The organism is Pseudomonadota bacterium, assembly GCA_010028905.1.
Taxonomy (GTDB): domain Bacteria; phylum Vulcanimicrobiota; class Xenobia; order RGZZ01; family RGZZ01; genus RGZZ01.
Map to the genome: position 1 here is coordinate 1 of RGZZ01000060.1, position 16469 is coordinate 16469.

Below are 16469 nucleotides of genomic sequence, written 5' to 3' on the forward strand. Positions count from 1 at the left end.
GCCACATCTGCCACGAACCAACCGTCGTGGCCGTCGCCCTGACACCTCACGATGAAGCCCCAGGCGCAGGCTCTCTCTGCCTGGCCCCACTTGATCGCCCGTCACAGCTCTCCCCGCCCGATCATGCGAAACGCCCCGCAAGACGCGGCTTCGCGGGGGCCTCGTTTGTTCTGCCCCCTGCCCGCCGTTCGAAGGCAGACATCAGGCGCTCAAGCCCGCCGCACGACGGTTCCCTCGATGCGCACGCACGCCCCGTCGAAGACGACCTCCACGTCCGAGAGGCGCACGGCTTCGTCCATGTGGGAGACCCCCGCACCGCCCGTGACCACCGACATCGGACTGAGCGCAACCAAGGCCTCGAGATCGCAGCTGACGACGTCGACCAGATCGGCAGCTAGCGCCGTCCATACGCGCGTCGGATCGCCCTCCACGACGGCTTCGGCGACGCCCTGCTCGGCCAGCGCAGCCAGCTCTTCGCGCAACCCGACGACATCGCTGGCCCGCAGGCGTGGACGTCGGTCGTGCGCAGGCGCGGGAGGGCTGACGCGCGCATCGGGGGCGGTGAGCGCGACCCCGTTGGCAGTCATCTCCCACCGCGCCACCACCCGCGGACGGGGCGCGCTCACGGTTTGCCGGGAGCCCCTGACGCGCGGGGTTCCGGCGTCTCGCGCTCGAACGCGATCGCTCTGACGACCCGCGCGAACAGCGGCTCGAACTGCGCGTACGTCTTCTCGAGCGCGGTGAAGGTGAAGAGATAGCTGACCTCTCGATGGGCGATCCGGAGCTGCAGGTTTCGAAGCGGGCGCCCATCGACCTCGAGGGTTCCCCCGATGATGATGCACGGGAGGCCATCGATGCGGGTGAAGGCCCTGTCCTTGACCGCGTACTTGTAGGGCTTCATCTCGGCGGTCATGCGCTTCGCCATGTCGGCCGCCATTGCCGCCTTCAGCGTGTAGCTCTTGGGGACCTGGGTCTGGCTCACCACCATGTTGGCGTTGAACCCGTCGCGGGGCTGAGCCTCACCCGCCACCAGGGAGTAGAGCAGCCCCTGAGTGTCTTCCGGGAGCGTGCCCTCGACCCAGTCGGCTGGCACGGCAAGCGCATACCGACCGAAGCGATCGCGGAGCGGATGCCAGTCGGCGCCTGGTTCTGGGACGCGTGACAGGGTCTTGAGAAAAGTGCCTGCCCAGCTGACGCTGTCGGGGGCGCTAGAGGCCTTGGTGGCGTGCACGGGAGATGGAGACGGCCGAGGCGGGCTGGGCGACGCCGAAGGCGAGGGCAGGGGCGTGCCTGAGGGCGCCGGCGCCGCGGCGGCGGGAAGGGCGCCACAGAACGTCAGCAAGGCGAGAAGAAGCAGGCAGGGTCTTCGAACGAAGGAGGCAGAGGACATGCTGGCGGTTTCGGCTCGGCCAGCGCCCCCCCCTTCCCCGCGACGGCCCACGCCAGAGAAGGGCGTCGTCAGCGCACGGGAAGGTTGTGCAGCCGGTTGTAGACCCACTCGCGCAGCCCAGGCGTGAGAAACGTGCGCCCCTGCAAGGACTGGCGATACCAGCAAGCCGCCTCTTCCCATCGCTCGCGCGACTCGTGCAGCAGCCCGACGACCACGGCCGCCGGCAGGTGGGCCGGGCTCCCATGGCCGCACGGTCGCTCGGCGGCGCGCTCGAAGTGGCGGATCAAGAGGTCGGGTTCGCAGCACTGCGCCAGCCAGCAGAGCCCGTGGTGGAGAATGCCGCGCAACGCGTCGCGCATCTGGCGATAGGTCTCGTCCCACTCGGGGGACGCCGTCCAGAGGTGATCGCGCCCCTGCAGGATGCGACCGAGAGACGCCCGCACGTGGCAGCGCGTGACGTGTGGCGGAAGCGTCTGGGGAAGCGTATCACCGTCGACATCCGGCGCGAATGGCATGTGCACGCCGAGGCGCACCGCGAAGCGCCCATCACCCGGCGGAGCGACGAACTCGATGACCTGGGTGAACCTGCCGTTGCTGCGACTGAAGAGCAGCCGCCCGCGATGGCGGAACCCCACATTGATCAGGCGGGGAGTGATCACGGCTTGAACGGAGTCGCAGAAGGTATCGTTGATGCTCAGGGCCTTCTCCCTCCTCCCCAGAGCGCTGACCGGCGCGTGGCGCGCAGGCAGGCGAGCGACTCGTCTGGAGAGATTGTAGGGGATGGAGCGTTGTTTTTTCAACGCCGCGGGGCACTGAGATCGATACCCGAGAACGGGTCAGTCAAACATGGTCTCGAGGCCCACCGATACGCCCACAGGCGCGCTGCCGATGCGCCGCACCGCCAGCACGACCCCCGGCATGAACGAGGCGCGGGTGAGGCTGTCGTGTCGCAGGGTGAGCGTCTCCCCCGTAGCGCCGAAGATGACCTCTTGGTGAGCCACGAGCCCCGGAAGGCGAACCGAGTGGACGCGAACCCCCTGATGATCGGCGCCTCGGGCGCCGGCAACCTTCTCGACCTCGCCCGCCACGCCCTCGGAAACGCGCACCGCCGCCACAAGCTCGGCGGTGCGGAGCGCGGTGCCCGAGGGGGCATCGATCTTCTTCTCGTGATGCAGCTCGATGATCTCTGCCCAGGGATAGTAGCGGGCAGCCTCCTGCGCGAAGCGCATCATGAGAACCGCCCCCAGCGCGAAGTTGGGCGCAAGCAGAACGGGAACGCCGCGCGACCTGGCCGTCGCGTCGATGTCGGCGATGGTCTCGGCCGACAGCCCGGTGGTTCCGACGACACAGGCCACCCCCTCGGAGATGGCCGCCCGCACGATGCTCGGGCAGGCGTCGGCGCGGGTGAAATCGACCAGCACATGGGCCCCACGCAGCGTCTCTGCGGGCGTGGAGGTCACGCACACGCCACAGGGCGGCAGCCCCGCGAGCTCAGCGGCATCGCGTCCGGCCTCTCCCACATCGAGCGCGCCCACGAGGCGCAGGTCGGGCTGGCCCAGAACCGCCCCCACGGCCTCACGTCCCATGCGACCGCTTGCGCCCGACACCACGACACGAATCGGCTGGTCTGCTGCGGTGGACATGCTCAGCGAGACTCCGCGCTCACCAGCGCACGAGCGGCCTCTCCCGCTGCGGCGTCCAGCGCCTGCGCCTCAGCGCCGCGACCACGTCGCCGGGGGCGCGGCTTCTCGAGCACGCTGGGATCCTCTTGCCACGGCCCATCGCCGATGCTGCGCAGCAAGCGGTTCTTCGCCCCCTTGAACGGCCCCAGGGCGGCCACGCAGTAGCGCTCGAGATCGAGATAGCGGCGCGCAAAGTCGTTCACGTCGTCGATGGTCACCGCGTCGATGCGCGCCATGACCTCCTCGGGGGGGACGAAGCGCTGATAGCACTGCTGCGAGCGCATGAGGCGCATCATGCGATACGACGACGACTCGAGGCCGAGGGCGAACGAGCCCTTCAGGTACTCGCGGGAGCGCTCGAACTCGCGCTGCGTGATGCCGTTGCGACGCAGGTCGTCGCAGATGTGCCGAAGCCGCGTCATCACCTCGGGGATGCTCTCCGGCCCTGCCACCGCGTAGATGCCGAAGACACCGCCCTCCATGTAGCTGTAGATGTACGAGCCGATGTTGTACACCAGCCCGCGCTGCTCGCGGATGTCCTGGAAGAGGCGCGAGCTCATGCCGCCGCCGAGAACGTTGTCGAGCATCTGGAGCTTGTACTTGTCGGTGTCGGGCAGGGCGAGACCCTCGCCACCCAGGCACACGTAGACCTGCTCGGTGTTGCGGCTGCGATACACGTAGCGGTTGTGCACGGGAGGCAACGAGGCCACGTGCTCTGCCGGCGCCTGCCCCGGCGCGCCAAACCACTGCGCGGCCTTCTCGACCACGAGGTCGTGATCGACATGGCCCGCCACGGTGACCATCATGCTCGACGGGACGTAGTGCCGATCGCGATATCGCACGAGCTGCTCACGACTGGCCCCGCGAACCACCTCCTCGGTGCCGATGGTGGAGCGGCCCAGCGGATGGCCGTTCCACACGGTGCGCAGGAACATGTCGTGAATGACGTCGGGCGGCGAATCTTCGTAGGTCTTGATCTCGTCGACCACAACCTTCTTCTCGACCGCGAGGTCGTCTGGGGCGAAGAGCGAGTTGTTCATCATGTCGCCGATGAGATCGAGGGAGAGGGCGAGGTGGCGATCGACGACGCGCGCCGAGTAGCAGGTCTGCTCTTTATCGGTGGAGCCGTTCAGGTACCCGCCAACCCCTTCCATGAGGTCGGCGATGTCGTACGCGGAGCGCGTGGGGGTGCCCTTGAAGAGCATGTGCTCGACGAAGTGCGAGATGCCCGCGTCTTGGGGCGCCTCGTTCTTCGACCCCACGTCGACCCACACGCCGAGTGTGGCCGAGACCGAGGTCGGGATGTTCTCTGTGAGAACCACCAGGCCGTTGTCGAGGGACGTTCGGGCTACCTCGCCGGTTCGTTCGGTCTTCATCTGCTCGCTCGCCGCGCTCCTTTGCTCGTCTGGAATGCTTCTACACGGCACGGGCCGCTCTCCTGGCCCGGCCGCTCAGGTGCGGGTCGTGGCCCGCCCTCGCCGACGCGCCACCGCACAGGAAGAAGGCCCCGCGGTCTCGCCCCCCTGCGGTCGGGCGAGCATCTCCTCGGCCTGGCGCAAGGTCGTCTCGCTGGCCTGCTTTCCGGCCATCATGCGCGCAATCTCGAGCGCGCGCTCACCGGCGCCAAGCAGAACGGCGTGTGTGGCGGTCTGGCCTTCAGCCACCACCTTGCGCAGGCTCCAGTGCACCGTGGCCGCGGCGGCCACGAGGGGGAGGTGGGTGACGCAGATGACCTGTCGCCCCGCCGCGCTCGTGGCGATGACACGCAGCCGCGCCGCCACGGCCTCTGCCGCCACGCCGCCGAGACCGGCGTCGACCTCGTCGAAGATCATGGTGGGAATGGGATTGATGCGCGCCAGCACCGACTGGATGGCCAGCATCACCCGCGACATCTCTCCGCCAGAGGCGATCCGCGCCAGCGGTTGGAGCGGCTGCCCGGGATTCGCCGAGATGAGGAACTCCACGGTGTCTGCCCCCGTCGGGCCGACCCTGAGCGGCTCGGTTCCGAGCGCTGGGACAGCCACGCCGTCGACGTCTGGTGTCGTGGTGAAGCTGACGGCAAAGCGCGTGTTGGGCATCTCGAGATCGGTCAGCTCGCGCGCCACATCGCCCTCGAGCGAGAGCGCCGCTTCCCGCCGGAGCTGCGACAGCGCTCCGGCGGCTTCCGCAAGAACGCGCTCGGCGTCAGCGATCTCAGCGTCGAGCGCGGCCGCACGCTCCTGCGAGTGCTCGATGGCGTCGAGCTCCGCGCGGGCGCGACGGCCGTAGGCGATGATCTCGCCAACGGTGGCGCCATACTTCTTCTGCAGTCGCTGCAGGGCCGACAGGCGCTCGTTGACCTGCTCGAGACGATGGGGATGGGCCTCCACGCCCTCGGCGTATCCCGCCACCTCTCGCGCCAGCTCGTCGACCGCCACCGCGAGTGCCGCGGCAGACGCGGCAAGGGGAGAGGCCCCCGCGTCAAGCGGCTCGATCTGTGAGAGCACCTTCGAAATGCGGCCCAGGGCGGTGCGCGCGCCCCCGTCGCCATCGCCGCCGTCGAGAAGCGCAAGGGCCTCCTCGGCCCGCAGGCGGATGCGATCGGCATTGGCGAGAACGCGGCGCTCGGCCTCGAGGCTCTCGAGCTCATCGGGTTCCTCACGCAGGGCCATCGCCTCGATCTCCTCGGCCTCGAAGGTCAGCCACTCCCGCCTGCGCGCGCGCTCCCGCGCCGCTGCCTCGAGGGCCTGACGCTCGTCACGAAGCCGCTTCCACACCTTGTGGCTGCCCGCCACCACGGCACGCTGCTCGAGCAGCGCCGGCCCCGCCAGACGATCGAGGAGATCGAGATGGCGGGCAGGTCGCAGCAAGGCATAGGCGTCGTGCTGACCGTGGATCTCGACCAGCAGGTCTCCCAGCGCCTCGAGCGCGGCCTGGGTCACCAGGGTGCCGTTGACACGATAGGCATTGCGCCCGCTCGCCGCGGTCTCTCGCGCAAGCACGACGCAGCCGTCATCGGTCGAGATGCTCGCGGCCTCGAGATGGGCTGTCACCTCTGGCGAGACATGGGTGAACGTCGCCTCGACCCGCGCCGCGCGGGCGCCGGCTCTCACCAGCGAGGCGCTTCCCCGCGCCCCGAGCACAAAGCCGAGCGCGTCGATGACAATGGACTTGCCCGAACCGGTCTCGCCGGTGAGTACATTCAGGCCTTCGTCGAGGCGCAGCCGCAGATGCTCGATGATGGCGAAATCATGGATGGAGAGCTCGGACAGCATGGATCAGCCTCCGTGAGATCAGCGCATTGAACTTGCTTCAAGGAGAGCCGATTCGATGCACACGTCGAGATCTACTGCAGACCCGGCGCATGCGCCGACAGGTCGGCACCACAGCAGGAACTCCGCATTGCCCGCGGGGCCCAGAATGGGCGAGGGAACCACGCCTTGAGGCGCCAGCCCGCTGTTCCGGCATGCAGCCGCAACCTCGTGCAGCACGCGCCGGTGCACGGCCGGATCTCGCACCACCCCGCCCTTCCCCACATCTCTGGGGCCCGCCTCGAACTGCGGCTTGACCAGCGCGACCAGATGGGCTGACGCGGTCAGCAGGGGGGTGATCGCGGGCACGATCTTCGAGAGCGAGATGAACGAGACATCGGCCACGGCCACATCGATGGGCTCGGGCACCTGATCGCGGGAGAGGTGGCGCGCGTTGACCCGCTCGCTCGAGACGACACGCGCATCCGCGCGCAGACGGGCGTCGAGCTGGCCATAGCCCACGTCGATGGCGTAGACGCGGCGCGCACCTCGCTGCAGGAGGCAGTCGGTGAACCCCCCCGTGGACGCGCCAGCGTCGAGGCACACACAGCCCTCGGGAGCGATGCCGAAGACATCGAGCGCCCGCTCGAGCTTCAGCCCTCCACGGCTCACGTAGGGGCAGGCGGGGCCTTCGACCTCGATGACCGACCCCACGGGAACACGCGCCCCGGCCTTGTCGCCGGAACGCCCGTCGACGCGCACGCGCCTGGCGAGGATGAGCGCCTGCGCGCGTTCGCGGGTGGGCGCGAGACCGCGCTCCACCAGCAGCACGTCGAGGCGCTGCTTGTCGACGCTCAGCGGGATCGCGCGGGCTGCAGCTCGCCGCGGAACGACGGGGCGTCAGCGCTGCAGATGGCGCGCACCTGGGCAAGGATGGCGTCGGCCGAGACCCCTTCCTGCTCGCGCAGGACCGCGGGGGGCGCGTGCTCGACCACGTGGTCGTCGACCCCGATGATGTGCACGGGAACCTGGAGGTTCTGCTCGGCCAGGCACTCGAGAACCGCCGACCCGAAACCGCCCTGACGCGCGTGTTCCTCGAGGGTGACGATGCGCGTGCACTCGCGCGCCATTCGCGCCACCATCTCGGCGTCGATGGGCTTCACGAAGCGCATGTTCACCACCGCGGCCTGAATGCCGAACGACGCCAGCTGCTCGGCCACGAGCAGGCTCGGATAGACGGTGTTGCCATAGGCCAGCAGGGCCACGTCACGCCCCTCGCGCAGCAGCTCGGCCACCCCGATGGGCAGCGACTGCATCACGGGGTCGAGCGCCACACCGACACCCGTGCCACGCGGATAGCGCAGGGCGATGGGGCCGCCTTTGTACTCGACGGCGGTGTAGAGCATGTGCCGGAGCTCGTTCTCGTCTTTCGGGGCCATGACGACCATGTTGGGCAGCGCGCGCAGGTAGGCGATGTCGTACATGCCCATGTGGGTGCCGCCGTCTTCTCCGACGAGGCCCGCGCGGTCCATGGCGAGGACGACGGGCAGGTTCTGGATGCACACATCGTGCACGATCTGATCGTAGGCGCGCTGCATGAAGGTCGAGTAGATGGCGGCCACGGGGCGTATGCCTTCGGCCGCGAGACCCGCTGCGAAGGTCACCGCGTGCTGCTCGGCGATGCCCACGTCGAAGAACCGCTGCGGGAAGGTGTTCGAGAACTCGACGAGCCCCGTGCCCTGGGGCATGGCCGCGGTGATGGCCACCACCTTGGGGTTCGCCTTCGCCAGCTCGACCAGGGTCTTGCCGAAGACCTCGGTGTACTGGGGAATCGATGGCCCCTGGGCGGCCGCACTCTTGCCGGTGGCGATGTCGAAGGCAACCACACCGTGCAGCTTGATGGGATCGTTCTCGGCGGGGGCGTACCCCTTGCCCTTCTGGGTCACCACGTGAACCATGCGCGGGCCCTTCATGCCCTTGACCTTCTCGAAGGTGCTCACGAGCGTGTTCACGTCGTGCCCGTCGAACGGCCCGAGGTAGGTGAATCCGAGCGCCTCGAACAGCACGCCCTGCGTGAGCAGATAGGTGAGATGCTCCTCGAGATACTGCGCGTTGCTGAGCAACGCCTTGCCGATGCCCGGGATCTGCTTGATGAGCTTGCCGACCTCGTCGCGCAGGTGGATGAACGACGGCTGCATGCGGATCTGGGAGAGATAGCTCGAGAGCGCGCCCACGTTCTTGGCGATGGACATCTCGTTGTCGTTGAGAACCACGATCATGTCGGCGTCGAGGTGTCCCGCGTTGTTCATGGCCTCGAAGGCCATGCCCGCGGTGCAGGCGCCGTCACCGATGACGGCCACCACCTGGTTGTCGTGGCCCAGCAGGTCGCGGGCCTTCGCAAAGCCCAGGCCCGCCGAGATCGACGTGCTCGAGTGACCGGCGCCGAACACGTCATGCGGGCTCTCGTCACGGCGCAGGAAGCCGCTGAGCCCCTTGTGCTGGCGGATGGTGTGGAAGCGGTCGCGCCGACCGGTGAGGATCTTGTGGGGATAGGCCTGGTGACCCACGTCCCAGATGATCTTGTCCTTGGGCGAGTCGAAGACGCGATGGAGCGCAACGGCCAGCTCGACGGTTCCAAGGTTGGAAGCGAGATGTCCGCCGACCTTCGAGAGCGTTCCGATGATGAGATCGCGAACTTCCTGGCACAGCACGAGAAGCTCATCGCTCTCAAGGCGCTTCAGGTCGTCCGGACCATTGATCATGTCAAGAAGCTGGGGCATATCGCACTCCTCTGAATCTGAACGGGCGTAAAAATCCCTGCGGCATTCGTCCAAGAGCCCGTGAGTCCTCTATTTTCAGACGAATCTTGCGATTCCGGCCGCGAGAGACGTGTCACTCCTTGCGAAGGAGCAGATACCGCGCGAGCTCGCGCAGCGGCTCGGCGGGGGGACCGAAGCGCTCGAGATGAGCCAGGGCGTCGCGCGTCGCTGTCTCGGCCTTCTGGCGCGAGACCTCGACCCCGAACACCGCCGGATAGCTGGCTGACTCGGTCTTCTCGCCCCAGTCGAGCAGGTCATCGGTGATCTGGAAGACGAGCCCGAGGTTCTCTGCGTAGGCCGTGAGATCGGCCAGCGCGTCCGGGGCGGCGTCGCAGAGCAGAGCCCCCGCCCGCACGGCCCCTCGGATGAGTGCGCCGGTCTTGGCGCGGTGGATGGCCACCACCTCGTCAGCCCCGATGGACGCGCGGCGCATGGCGCGGATGTCGAGAACCTGACCGCCCACCATGCCGTCGAAGCCGGCGCACAGCGCCAGTTCGTCGATGACGGCCAGAACGGCCTCGGGCCGAACCCCCGCGACGCGCGCGTTGAGCGCGGCCACGCGAAAGGCGTCGATGACGAGGGCATCACCGGCCAGCAGGGCCTCGGCCTCTCCAAACTGCTTGTGCACCGTGGGCTTGCCACGACGGAAGTCGTCGTCGTCCATGCAGGGGAGATCGTCGTGCACCAGCGAGAAGGCGTGCATCATCTCCCACGCGCAGGCGGCCGGCATGACGCGGCCGGCCGTGTAGCCGAGGGCCTCGGCGGTGGCCACCGTGAGCACGGGGCGGAACCGCTTGCCCCCAGGGAAGCAGGCGTACGACATCATCTCGCCCACGTCTGCCAGGGTCTGGCGGGGAATGAACGTGGAGAGCGCGGCGTCGATCTCCACCGCTCGCGACGCAATGTATGCTTTCAGGTCGAGAACGCCGTTTTCGAGGGTCATGGGGGAAGCTGCTCCTGCGATGCGCTCGTCGTCGACGCGAGAGGCGCGATGCCGATCTCGCCATTGTCGCCGTCTACGAGCTTCTGGATCTTCGCCTCGGCCGTTGCGAGCTTGCGGGCACATGCGCGAGAGAGCGCAATGCCCGACTCGAACTGCTCCATCGAGCGCTCGAGGCTGAGGTCTCCACGCTCGAGATGGGTGACGGCGCTCTCAAGGCGCGCCAAGGCCTCCTCGAAGGTCAGCGTCTCCAGGTCGGCGGAAGACTGCCCATCATTCGTACCACTCACGGTTTCCCCTCCTTTTCTCTCTCGTCCGGGCGGCCGGAGACCGCCTCGGTCGCCGTGAAGGCGCGCGGTGAGGCCTGCTCGACCGTCACCTGCGCCACCCCGTCGGTGAGCACGAGGTCGAGGTGGCGACCTGCCCACGCCTGCTCGACCCGCGTCACCGCTTCCCCCTCGGCGCTGCGACAGACCACGTAGCCTCTCGCAAGGACCTGCAGGGGACTGAGGGCGTCGAGGCGTCCGACGAGGCGGCCGAGACGGCCCTCCTGTCGCTTCACCTGGTTGCGCACCGCGGTCTCGAGACGCACCTCGAGGTCTGACAGGCGCTGCCGACGACCATCGAGCAGGCGTCCGGGCGAGAGCCGGAGCCGTCGCCGCTCGATGCCGTCGAGGCGCTCCCGGGATCGCTCGCCCGCGCAGGTCGCTCACCGCCTCGAGGCTGGCCTCCCGATCGGGCGTGACCCGCGCGGCCGCTGCGGTGGGCGTGGCCGCGCGCTCGTCAGCCACGAGATCGGCGATGGTGAAGTCGGTCTCATGCCCGACACCGCTCACGATCGGAATCGGGCAGCCCGCGATGGCCCGCGCCACGTCTTCATCGTTGAAGGCGTTGAGCTCCTCGAACGATCCGCCGCCCCGCCCCACGATGATGACATCGATGGACGTGCCGCCCGCGTGCGCCAGGCAGAGGCGGTGAAGGGCCGCCACGACGCTTCGCGGCGCGTCGGCGCCTTGCACGACGGCGGGCGAGAGCAGCACCGAGACCCCGGGATGGCGACGACGTATCGTGGTGAGCATGTCGCGCAGCGCCGCCCCCTGCTCCGAGGTGACGATTCCCACGCGCGTCGGGTACCGGGGGATCGCGCGCTTGCGCGCCGCGTCGAAGAGACCCTCGGCCTGCAGCTTCTCCTTGCGCTGAAGGAACGCGGCGTACAGATCGCCGAGCCCGTCAGGACGAAGATCAGAGACCACCATCTGGTAGTTCCCGCGCGGCTCGTACACCGTGAGGCGGCCGCTGGCCACGACCTTCATGCCCTCGCTGGGCGTGAGCTTGCAGCGCATGGCGTCGCCCTTGAACATGACCGCGCCCAGCTGCGCCCCCTCGTCTTTCAGCGTGAACCAGATGTGGCCGTTGTGGGCGCGCTTCACATTCGACAGCTCACCGCTCACCGACATGCCCGCGAGGCTGAAGTCGCCTTCGAGCACCCCCTTGATGTACGACGTGAGCTCGCGCACGGTCCAGACGTTCACACCCGCACCCCCCATCGCGGCGCAGCGGCACCGAGCGACGTGAGCACCTGACGCAGGGTGGGTCGCATGAGCTCGGCCCACAGCGCGTACCCGATGGGAGACGGGTGGAAGCGGTCGGCGCTGAAGCAGGTCTGGTCGCCTCTGAAGGGGATGGGAACGTGCCAGACGTTCGGGAGGCAGTCGACCATGGCCCGCAGCGCGCGATCGAACTGCCGCGAGCGCAGGTGCACCAGCGTGCGCAGCGGCTGGGGAAAGGCCGGGAAGCATCCCAGCGGCGGCACGCCGGAGACGAGCACCGGTACCTCGTCGCCGAGGTGGCCGCGAGCCGTCTCGATGAGGCGGTGCATGCCATCTGTGAAGCGATGAGGGCCGTTCACCAGGATGATGTCGTTCACCCCCAGCGACACCACCAGCAGGTCGGCTCGATCCCCCTCGAGCGCGGGGGCCAGCCGTGCGGCGCAGACCGCCGCGGTGACTCCGTTCCTTCCCAGGGCGCGCCAGGAGACGGTCTGCCCGGTCTCCTCGGCCACCATGGCGGCCATGCGTCCGGACAGGGCCTGCTCGTGCGTGGGCGCACCTGTGCCCGCGACGGTGGATTCCCCGAGGAGCACCACCCGGAAGGTGGGGAGACCGTCGCCCACCACGCCCTCGCCAGGACCCTCGGCCGGCGGGAAGCGGGGCATGATCTTGTTCATGTGCAGGGCCTGGGCGAACATCACCGAGAGCAGAAGCGCGCCCGCGCCCCCCGCGATGGCCAGGGGGGCGCCCAGAGAGCGAGGCAGGGACATGATCTTGCGAGACGTCTTTCTCGAGGAGGTCTCCCCCCCCGCGCAACAGGCGCGAAGCGGGAGGGGGCATTCTTCGTCGGAACCCTCCTCGCGCCTGCCTGCGTGCCAGAGATCGTGCGCGCACCCCGAGGCGCACCCCGCGGCGCACACCGCGGCGCGCGCGTGGAGAGAAGCCAGAGAGGGTTCGCGGCCTGCATCCCGAACCCCCCGAAATCCTTTCCCGCGGAGCCGACATGCCCACCCTTCCCGCCTCGCAGTACAAAGAATCGTCCATCCGGGTCCTCAAGGGGCTCGAACCGGTGCGCCAGCGCCCCGGCATGTACACCCACACAGACAGCCCCTTCCACATCATCACCGAGGCCATCGACAACGCCTGTGATGAAGCCCTGGCCGGCTCGGCGAAGCACGTCGAGGTGATCCTGCACGCCGATGGCTCGGTGACCGTGGGCGACGACGGACGCGGCATTCCCGTGGGCATCCATCCGGAAGAGGGCAAGCCCACGGTCGAAGTGGTCTACACCCACCTGCACGCGGGCGGCAAGTTCGACAAGGCCGACGGCGGCGCGTACTCGTTCGCGGGCGGCCTTCACGGTGTTGGCGTGTCGGTGACCAACGCCCTCTCGCTCAAGCTCGAGGTCGAGGTGAAGCGTGAAGGCGGGCATCACCGCATCGTCTTCAACGACGGCGAGGTGGTCGAACCGCTGCGCCGCATCGGCGACGTGGGCTCTCGCACGTCCGGCACCCGCCTGCGCATCTGGCCGAACCCGAAGTACTTCGACAGCGCGAACATCTCGGCGAGCGACATGGAGCGGCTGCTTCGCTCGAAGGCGGTGCTGCTCTCGGGCGTGAAGCTGTCGCTCACTGTCGAGAAGACGGGCGACACCCGCACCTGGAACTATCCGGGGGGGCTGGTCCAGTACCTGGGCGAGCAGCTGGGCGAGACCCCGACCGTGCTGCCCTTCTTCGAGGGCCAGAAGTACGCGAGCCGCGCAACCACGGGCGAGGCCTTCGCCGATGGCGAGGGGGCGCAGTGGGTGGTGGCCTTCACCGAAGAGGGCGCGACGGTACGCGAGTCGTTCGTCAACCTCATTCCCACCCAGGGCGGAGGAACCCACGAGGCCGGCCTGCGCGAAGGCCTCTACGTCGCGGTGAAGAGCTTCATCGATCTGCACAACCTGCTCCCCAAAGGGGTGAAGGTGATGCCCGAAGACGTCTTCTCGCGCGCCAGCTTCATCCTCTCGACCAAGGTGCTCGATCCGCAGTTCCGAGGGCAGACCAAGGAGCAGCTCACGAGCCGCGACGCCGTGAAGCTGGTGTCGCTCATGACCCGCACGCCGCTCGAGCAGTTCCTGCACGAGCAGCCCGAGCATGGGCGGCGCCTTGCCGAGCTGTGCATCCGACAGGCCCAGAGCCGGCAGCGCGCGGCGCAGAAGGTCGAGAAGAAGAAGGGCTCCGGCGTGGCCGTGCTGCCCGGCAAGCTCACCGACTGCGAGTCGCAAGACGTCACGCGCACCGAGCTGTTCCTGGTCGAGGGCGACTCGGCGGGCGGCTCGGCGAAGCAGGGGCGTGACAAGGCGTTCCAGGCCATCCTGCCGCTGCGCGGCAAGGTGCTCAACACCTGGGAGCAGGAGCGTGATCGTCTGCTTGCCAACGCCGAGATCCACGACATCTCCGTGGCCATCGGCATCGACCCGCACGGCCCCAGCGATTCCCCCGACCTCAGCGGCCTGCGCTACGGCAAGATCTGCATATTGGCCGACGCCGACGTCGACGGCCGTCACATCCAGGTGCTGCTGCTCACCTTGTTCTTCCGCCACTTCCCCCGTCTCGTCGACAACGGGCACATCTTCGTCGCCCAGCCCCCCCTGTTTCGCGTCGACGCCCCGGGTCGCGGCAAGAACAAGCCCCCGCGCAAGCTGTACGCCCTCGACGATGGCGAGCTGCGGTCGATCGAAGACCATCTGCGCAAGGAAGGGTTCAAAGAAGGATCCTGGAGCGTGTCGCGCTTCAAAGGCCTGGGCGAGATGAACTCCGAGCAGCTGTGGGAGACCACCATGGATCCTGACACGCGGCGCCTGCTTCGCATCGAGACCGAGCGCGAGGGCGTGACGTCGATACGAAACAAGATGAACATGCTGATGTCGAAAGGTGAGGCGGGTAGCCGGCGGCAGTGGCTCGAGCTCCACGGGAACGAGGCTGAAGCCGACATCTGAATTCCCACCCCAAGGGGGAGGGGGCGAGCCCCCGTCAATTGGAGGAACAGACGCATTGCTGACCGCGGGCACGGTCTTGAACGGGCGCTACACCATCGAGACGGTCTTGGGCCAGGGGGGCATGGGGGCCGTGTACCTGGCCTTCGACAAGACCCTGGGGGGCAAGAAGGTCGCCGTCAAGGAGATGGCGGTGCAGATCCACCGCCCCGATGACCGCGACCGCGCCCTTGCGCAGTTCCGTGAGGAAGCCCGCCTGCTGGCATCGCTCGAGCATCCGCGCCTCGTACCGGTCACCGACTTCTTCGAAGAGGGAGAGAACGCGTACCTCGTCATGGGGTACGTCGATGGGCGCACCCTGGCGGAGGCGTCGGTCGAGGGCGATGTGCCGCTGAGCGAGGTGGTCGGCTGGATCGACCAGATCGCCGACGTGCTCGAATACCTGCACGAGCACGAACCGCCCGTTCTGTTCCGCGATCTGAAGCCCGGCAACGTGATGCTCGATCGGCGAGGGCAGGTTCGCCTCATCGACTTCGGCATCGCACGCGCGCTGGAGGCCGGGCAGAGCACCAGCACGTTCCTCAAGGGCGCGGGCACCGCCGAGTTCGCCCCACCGGAGCAGTTCGGCGGCAGGGGAACCGATCCGCGATCCGACATCTACGCGCTGGGCGCCACCATGTACGACCTCACCACGAGTGAGCTGCCCCCCGTTTCGGTGAATGTCATGACCGGCGAGACCCCCCCTCCGAATCCGCGTCGGGTGAATCCCGCCATCCCCCCTCCCCTCGACGCCATCATCGTGAAAGCCATGGCGCTGCGCAAGGAAGACCGCTACGCATCAGCGCGCGAGGTCCGTCTCGCCCTCTCGCGCATTTCGCCAGAGCTGCTGCGCGGCTCGAGCCGGCCCGGTGGCGCCGTGCAGGCAGCACCGGTCTCTCCCTCGACGCCCCCCGTCCCCGGCCACGAGGGCGACGATCCTGTCGCGGCGAGGGCCACCGACCATCTCCCTCCAGCGGGCGGCCCCACGGTCCGGAGCGTGCCACCGCTCGCAGACCGCTCGCACACCGTGCGCGTCGACGCCGGTCTCGCCGCTGGAGCGGCCATCGCGTCACCGCGACCCTGGCGCGGGATGGCCGTGGTCGGGCTCATCGCCGCCCTGCTCGTGGGCGCCCGGTTTTGGTTGCGTCCCGCTTCGGCGAACCACCTGCGCATCACGAGCACGCCGCCAGGCGCCAGGGTGAGCATCGACGGCACGGTCGAGGGTGAAGCCCCGCTCACCCTCAACCATGGCGAGGTGACCGTGGGCGAGCACACCATCGCCCTCACGAAGAACGGCTATCAGACCGAGACGTTCCGCTTCATCGCGCGCGACGGGCGCTTCGAGCCCGACAAGGCGTTCCGCGGCCGCAGCAGCACCGCGCAGGAGCGTCAGGGGCCGGTCACCACCCTCGATGTCGCCTTGCGACAGACAACCGGAACGTTGGTGATGAAGGTCACGCCGGAGGTCTTCGCGCTTCGCGTCGACGGCCAGCGTGTCGACGCCGCCAACAATGCCTCGGTGACGCTCCCCCCCGGACACCACAGCGTCACCGTGAGCGCAAAGGGACGCCGGTCGCTCGAGACGACCGTCGAGATCGCGCCCGATCAAGCCGTGCCCCTGGTCGTCACGCTTCCCGCCGTGACAAGCACCCTGGTGGTCGAGTCTCCCACGCGGGGCGCCACGGTGAAGATCGACGGCGATGCGGGCGCCCCCGCCCCCCGCGCCGCGTCGCTGGGCCCAGGCCGCCATCACGTGACGGTGGAGAGAGCCGGGTTCGTCTCGCAGAGCACTGACGTGACGCTCTCCGAGGGGCAGACCGAGACGCTCATCGCAAGCCT

General features: G+C 68.4%; 13 protein-coding genes. 2 read left to right on the plus strand and 11 right to left on the minus strand.

Translation table 11 applies throughout. The features are described 5' to 3' along the window. Positions 1-209: 209 nt before the first annotated feature. From EB084_06660 to EB084_06710, 11 genes are all read right to left on the minus strand, one after another. On the minus strand, positions 210-626 hold the full coding sequence (locus tag EB084_06660) for a hypothetical protein (protein NDD27929.1): 417 nt from the start codon (positions 624-626) through the stop codon (positions 210-212). Beyond that, positions 623-1390 (minus strand): hypothetical protein, encoded by a 768-nt coding sequence (locus tag EB084_06665; GenBank protein ID NDD27930.1) that lies wholly within the window; start codon positions 1388-1390, stop codon positions 623-625. Before EB084_06665 ends, EB084_06660 begins: the two co-directional genes overlap by 4 nt. Before the next feature lie 68 nt (positions 1391-1458). Further along, positions 1459-2190, minus strand: a complete 732-nt coding sequence (locus EB084_06670) for a DUF4304 domain-containing protein (GenBank protein NDD27931.1) — start codon at positions 2188-2190, stop codon at positions 1459-1461. Positions 2191-2226: 36 nt separating this feature from the next. Continuing rightward, complete coding sequence (locus EB084_06675; GenBank protein NDD27932.1) at positions 2227-3033, minus strand: 4-hydroxy-tetrahydrodipicolinate reductase; 807 nt, start codon at positions 3031-3033, stop codon at positions 2227-2229. A 2-nt stretch (positions 3034-3035) separates the two neighbouring features. Then, on the minus strand, positions 3036-4448 hold the full coding sequence (locus EB084_06680; GenBank protein ID NDD27933.1) for an insulinase family protein: 1413 nt from the start codon (positions 4446-4448) through the stop codon (positions 3036-3038). A 75-nt stretch (positions 4449-4523) separates the two neighbouring features. Next, on the minus strand, positions 4524-6326 hold the full coding sequence (gene recN / locus EB084_06685) for a DNA repair protein RecN (GenBank protein NDD27934.1): 1803 nt from the start codon (positions 6324-6326) through the stop codon (positions 4524-4526). Between the two features lie 18 nt (positions 6327-6344). Next, complete coding sequence (locus EB084_06690; protein ID NDD27935.1) at positions 6345-7130, minus strand: TlyA family RNA methyltransferase; 786 nt, start codon at positions 7128-7130, stop codon at positions 6345-6347. A gap of 26 nt (positions 7131-7156) precedes the next feature. Next, the gene (dxs, locus tag EB084_06695) at positions 7157-9082 is read right to left on the minus strand and encodes a 1-deoxy-D-xylulose-5-phosphate synthase (protein NDD27936.1); all 1926 of its coding nucleotides are present in this window, start codon (positions 9080-9082) and stop codon (positions 7157-7159) included. Positions 9083-9194: 112 nt separating this feature from the next. After that, positions 9195-10064 carry a polyprenyl synthetase family protein gene (locus EB084_06700; protein NDD27937.1) on the minus strand — a complete coding sequence of 290 codons (870 nt, stop codon included), beginning with the start codon at positions 10062-10064 and terminating at the stop codon, positions 9195-9197. Beyond that, positions 10061-11608 carry an exodeoxyribonuclease VII large subunit gene (gene xseA / locus EB084_06705; GenBank protein ID NDD27938.1) on the minus strand — a complete coding sequence of 516 codons (1548 nt, stop codon included), beginning with the start codon at positions 11606-11608 and terminating at the stop codon, positions 10061-10063. The genes EB084_06700 and xseA overlap by 4 nt, the downstream gene beginning before the upstream one ends. Continuing rightward, positions 11590-12381, minus strand: coding sequence for an SGNH/GDSL hydrolase family protein (locus EB084_06710; protein NDD27939.1), 792 nt, complete (start codon positions 12379-12381; stop codon positions 11590-11592). The genes xseA and EB084_06710 overlap by 19 nt, the downstream gene beginning before the upstream one ends. Before the next feature lie 233 nt (positions 12382-12614). Here EB084_06710 and EB084_06715 point away from each other — a divergent pair, with 233 nt between their 5' ends. Both EB084_06715 and EB084_06720 read left to right on the plus strand, forming a co-directional pair. Further along, on the plus strand, positions 12615-14594 hold the full coding sequence (locus tag EB084_06715; protein ID NDD27940.1) for a type IIA DNA topoisomerase subunit B: 1980 nt from the start codon (positions 12615-12617) through the stop codon (positions 14592-14594). Between the two features lie 55 nt (positions 14595-14649). Then, on the plus strand, positions 14650-16469 hold a 1820-nt coding region (locus EB084_06720), incomplete at its 3' end, for a PEGA domain-containing protein (GenBank protein NDD27941.1).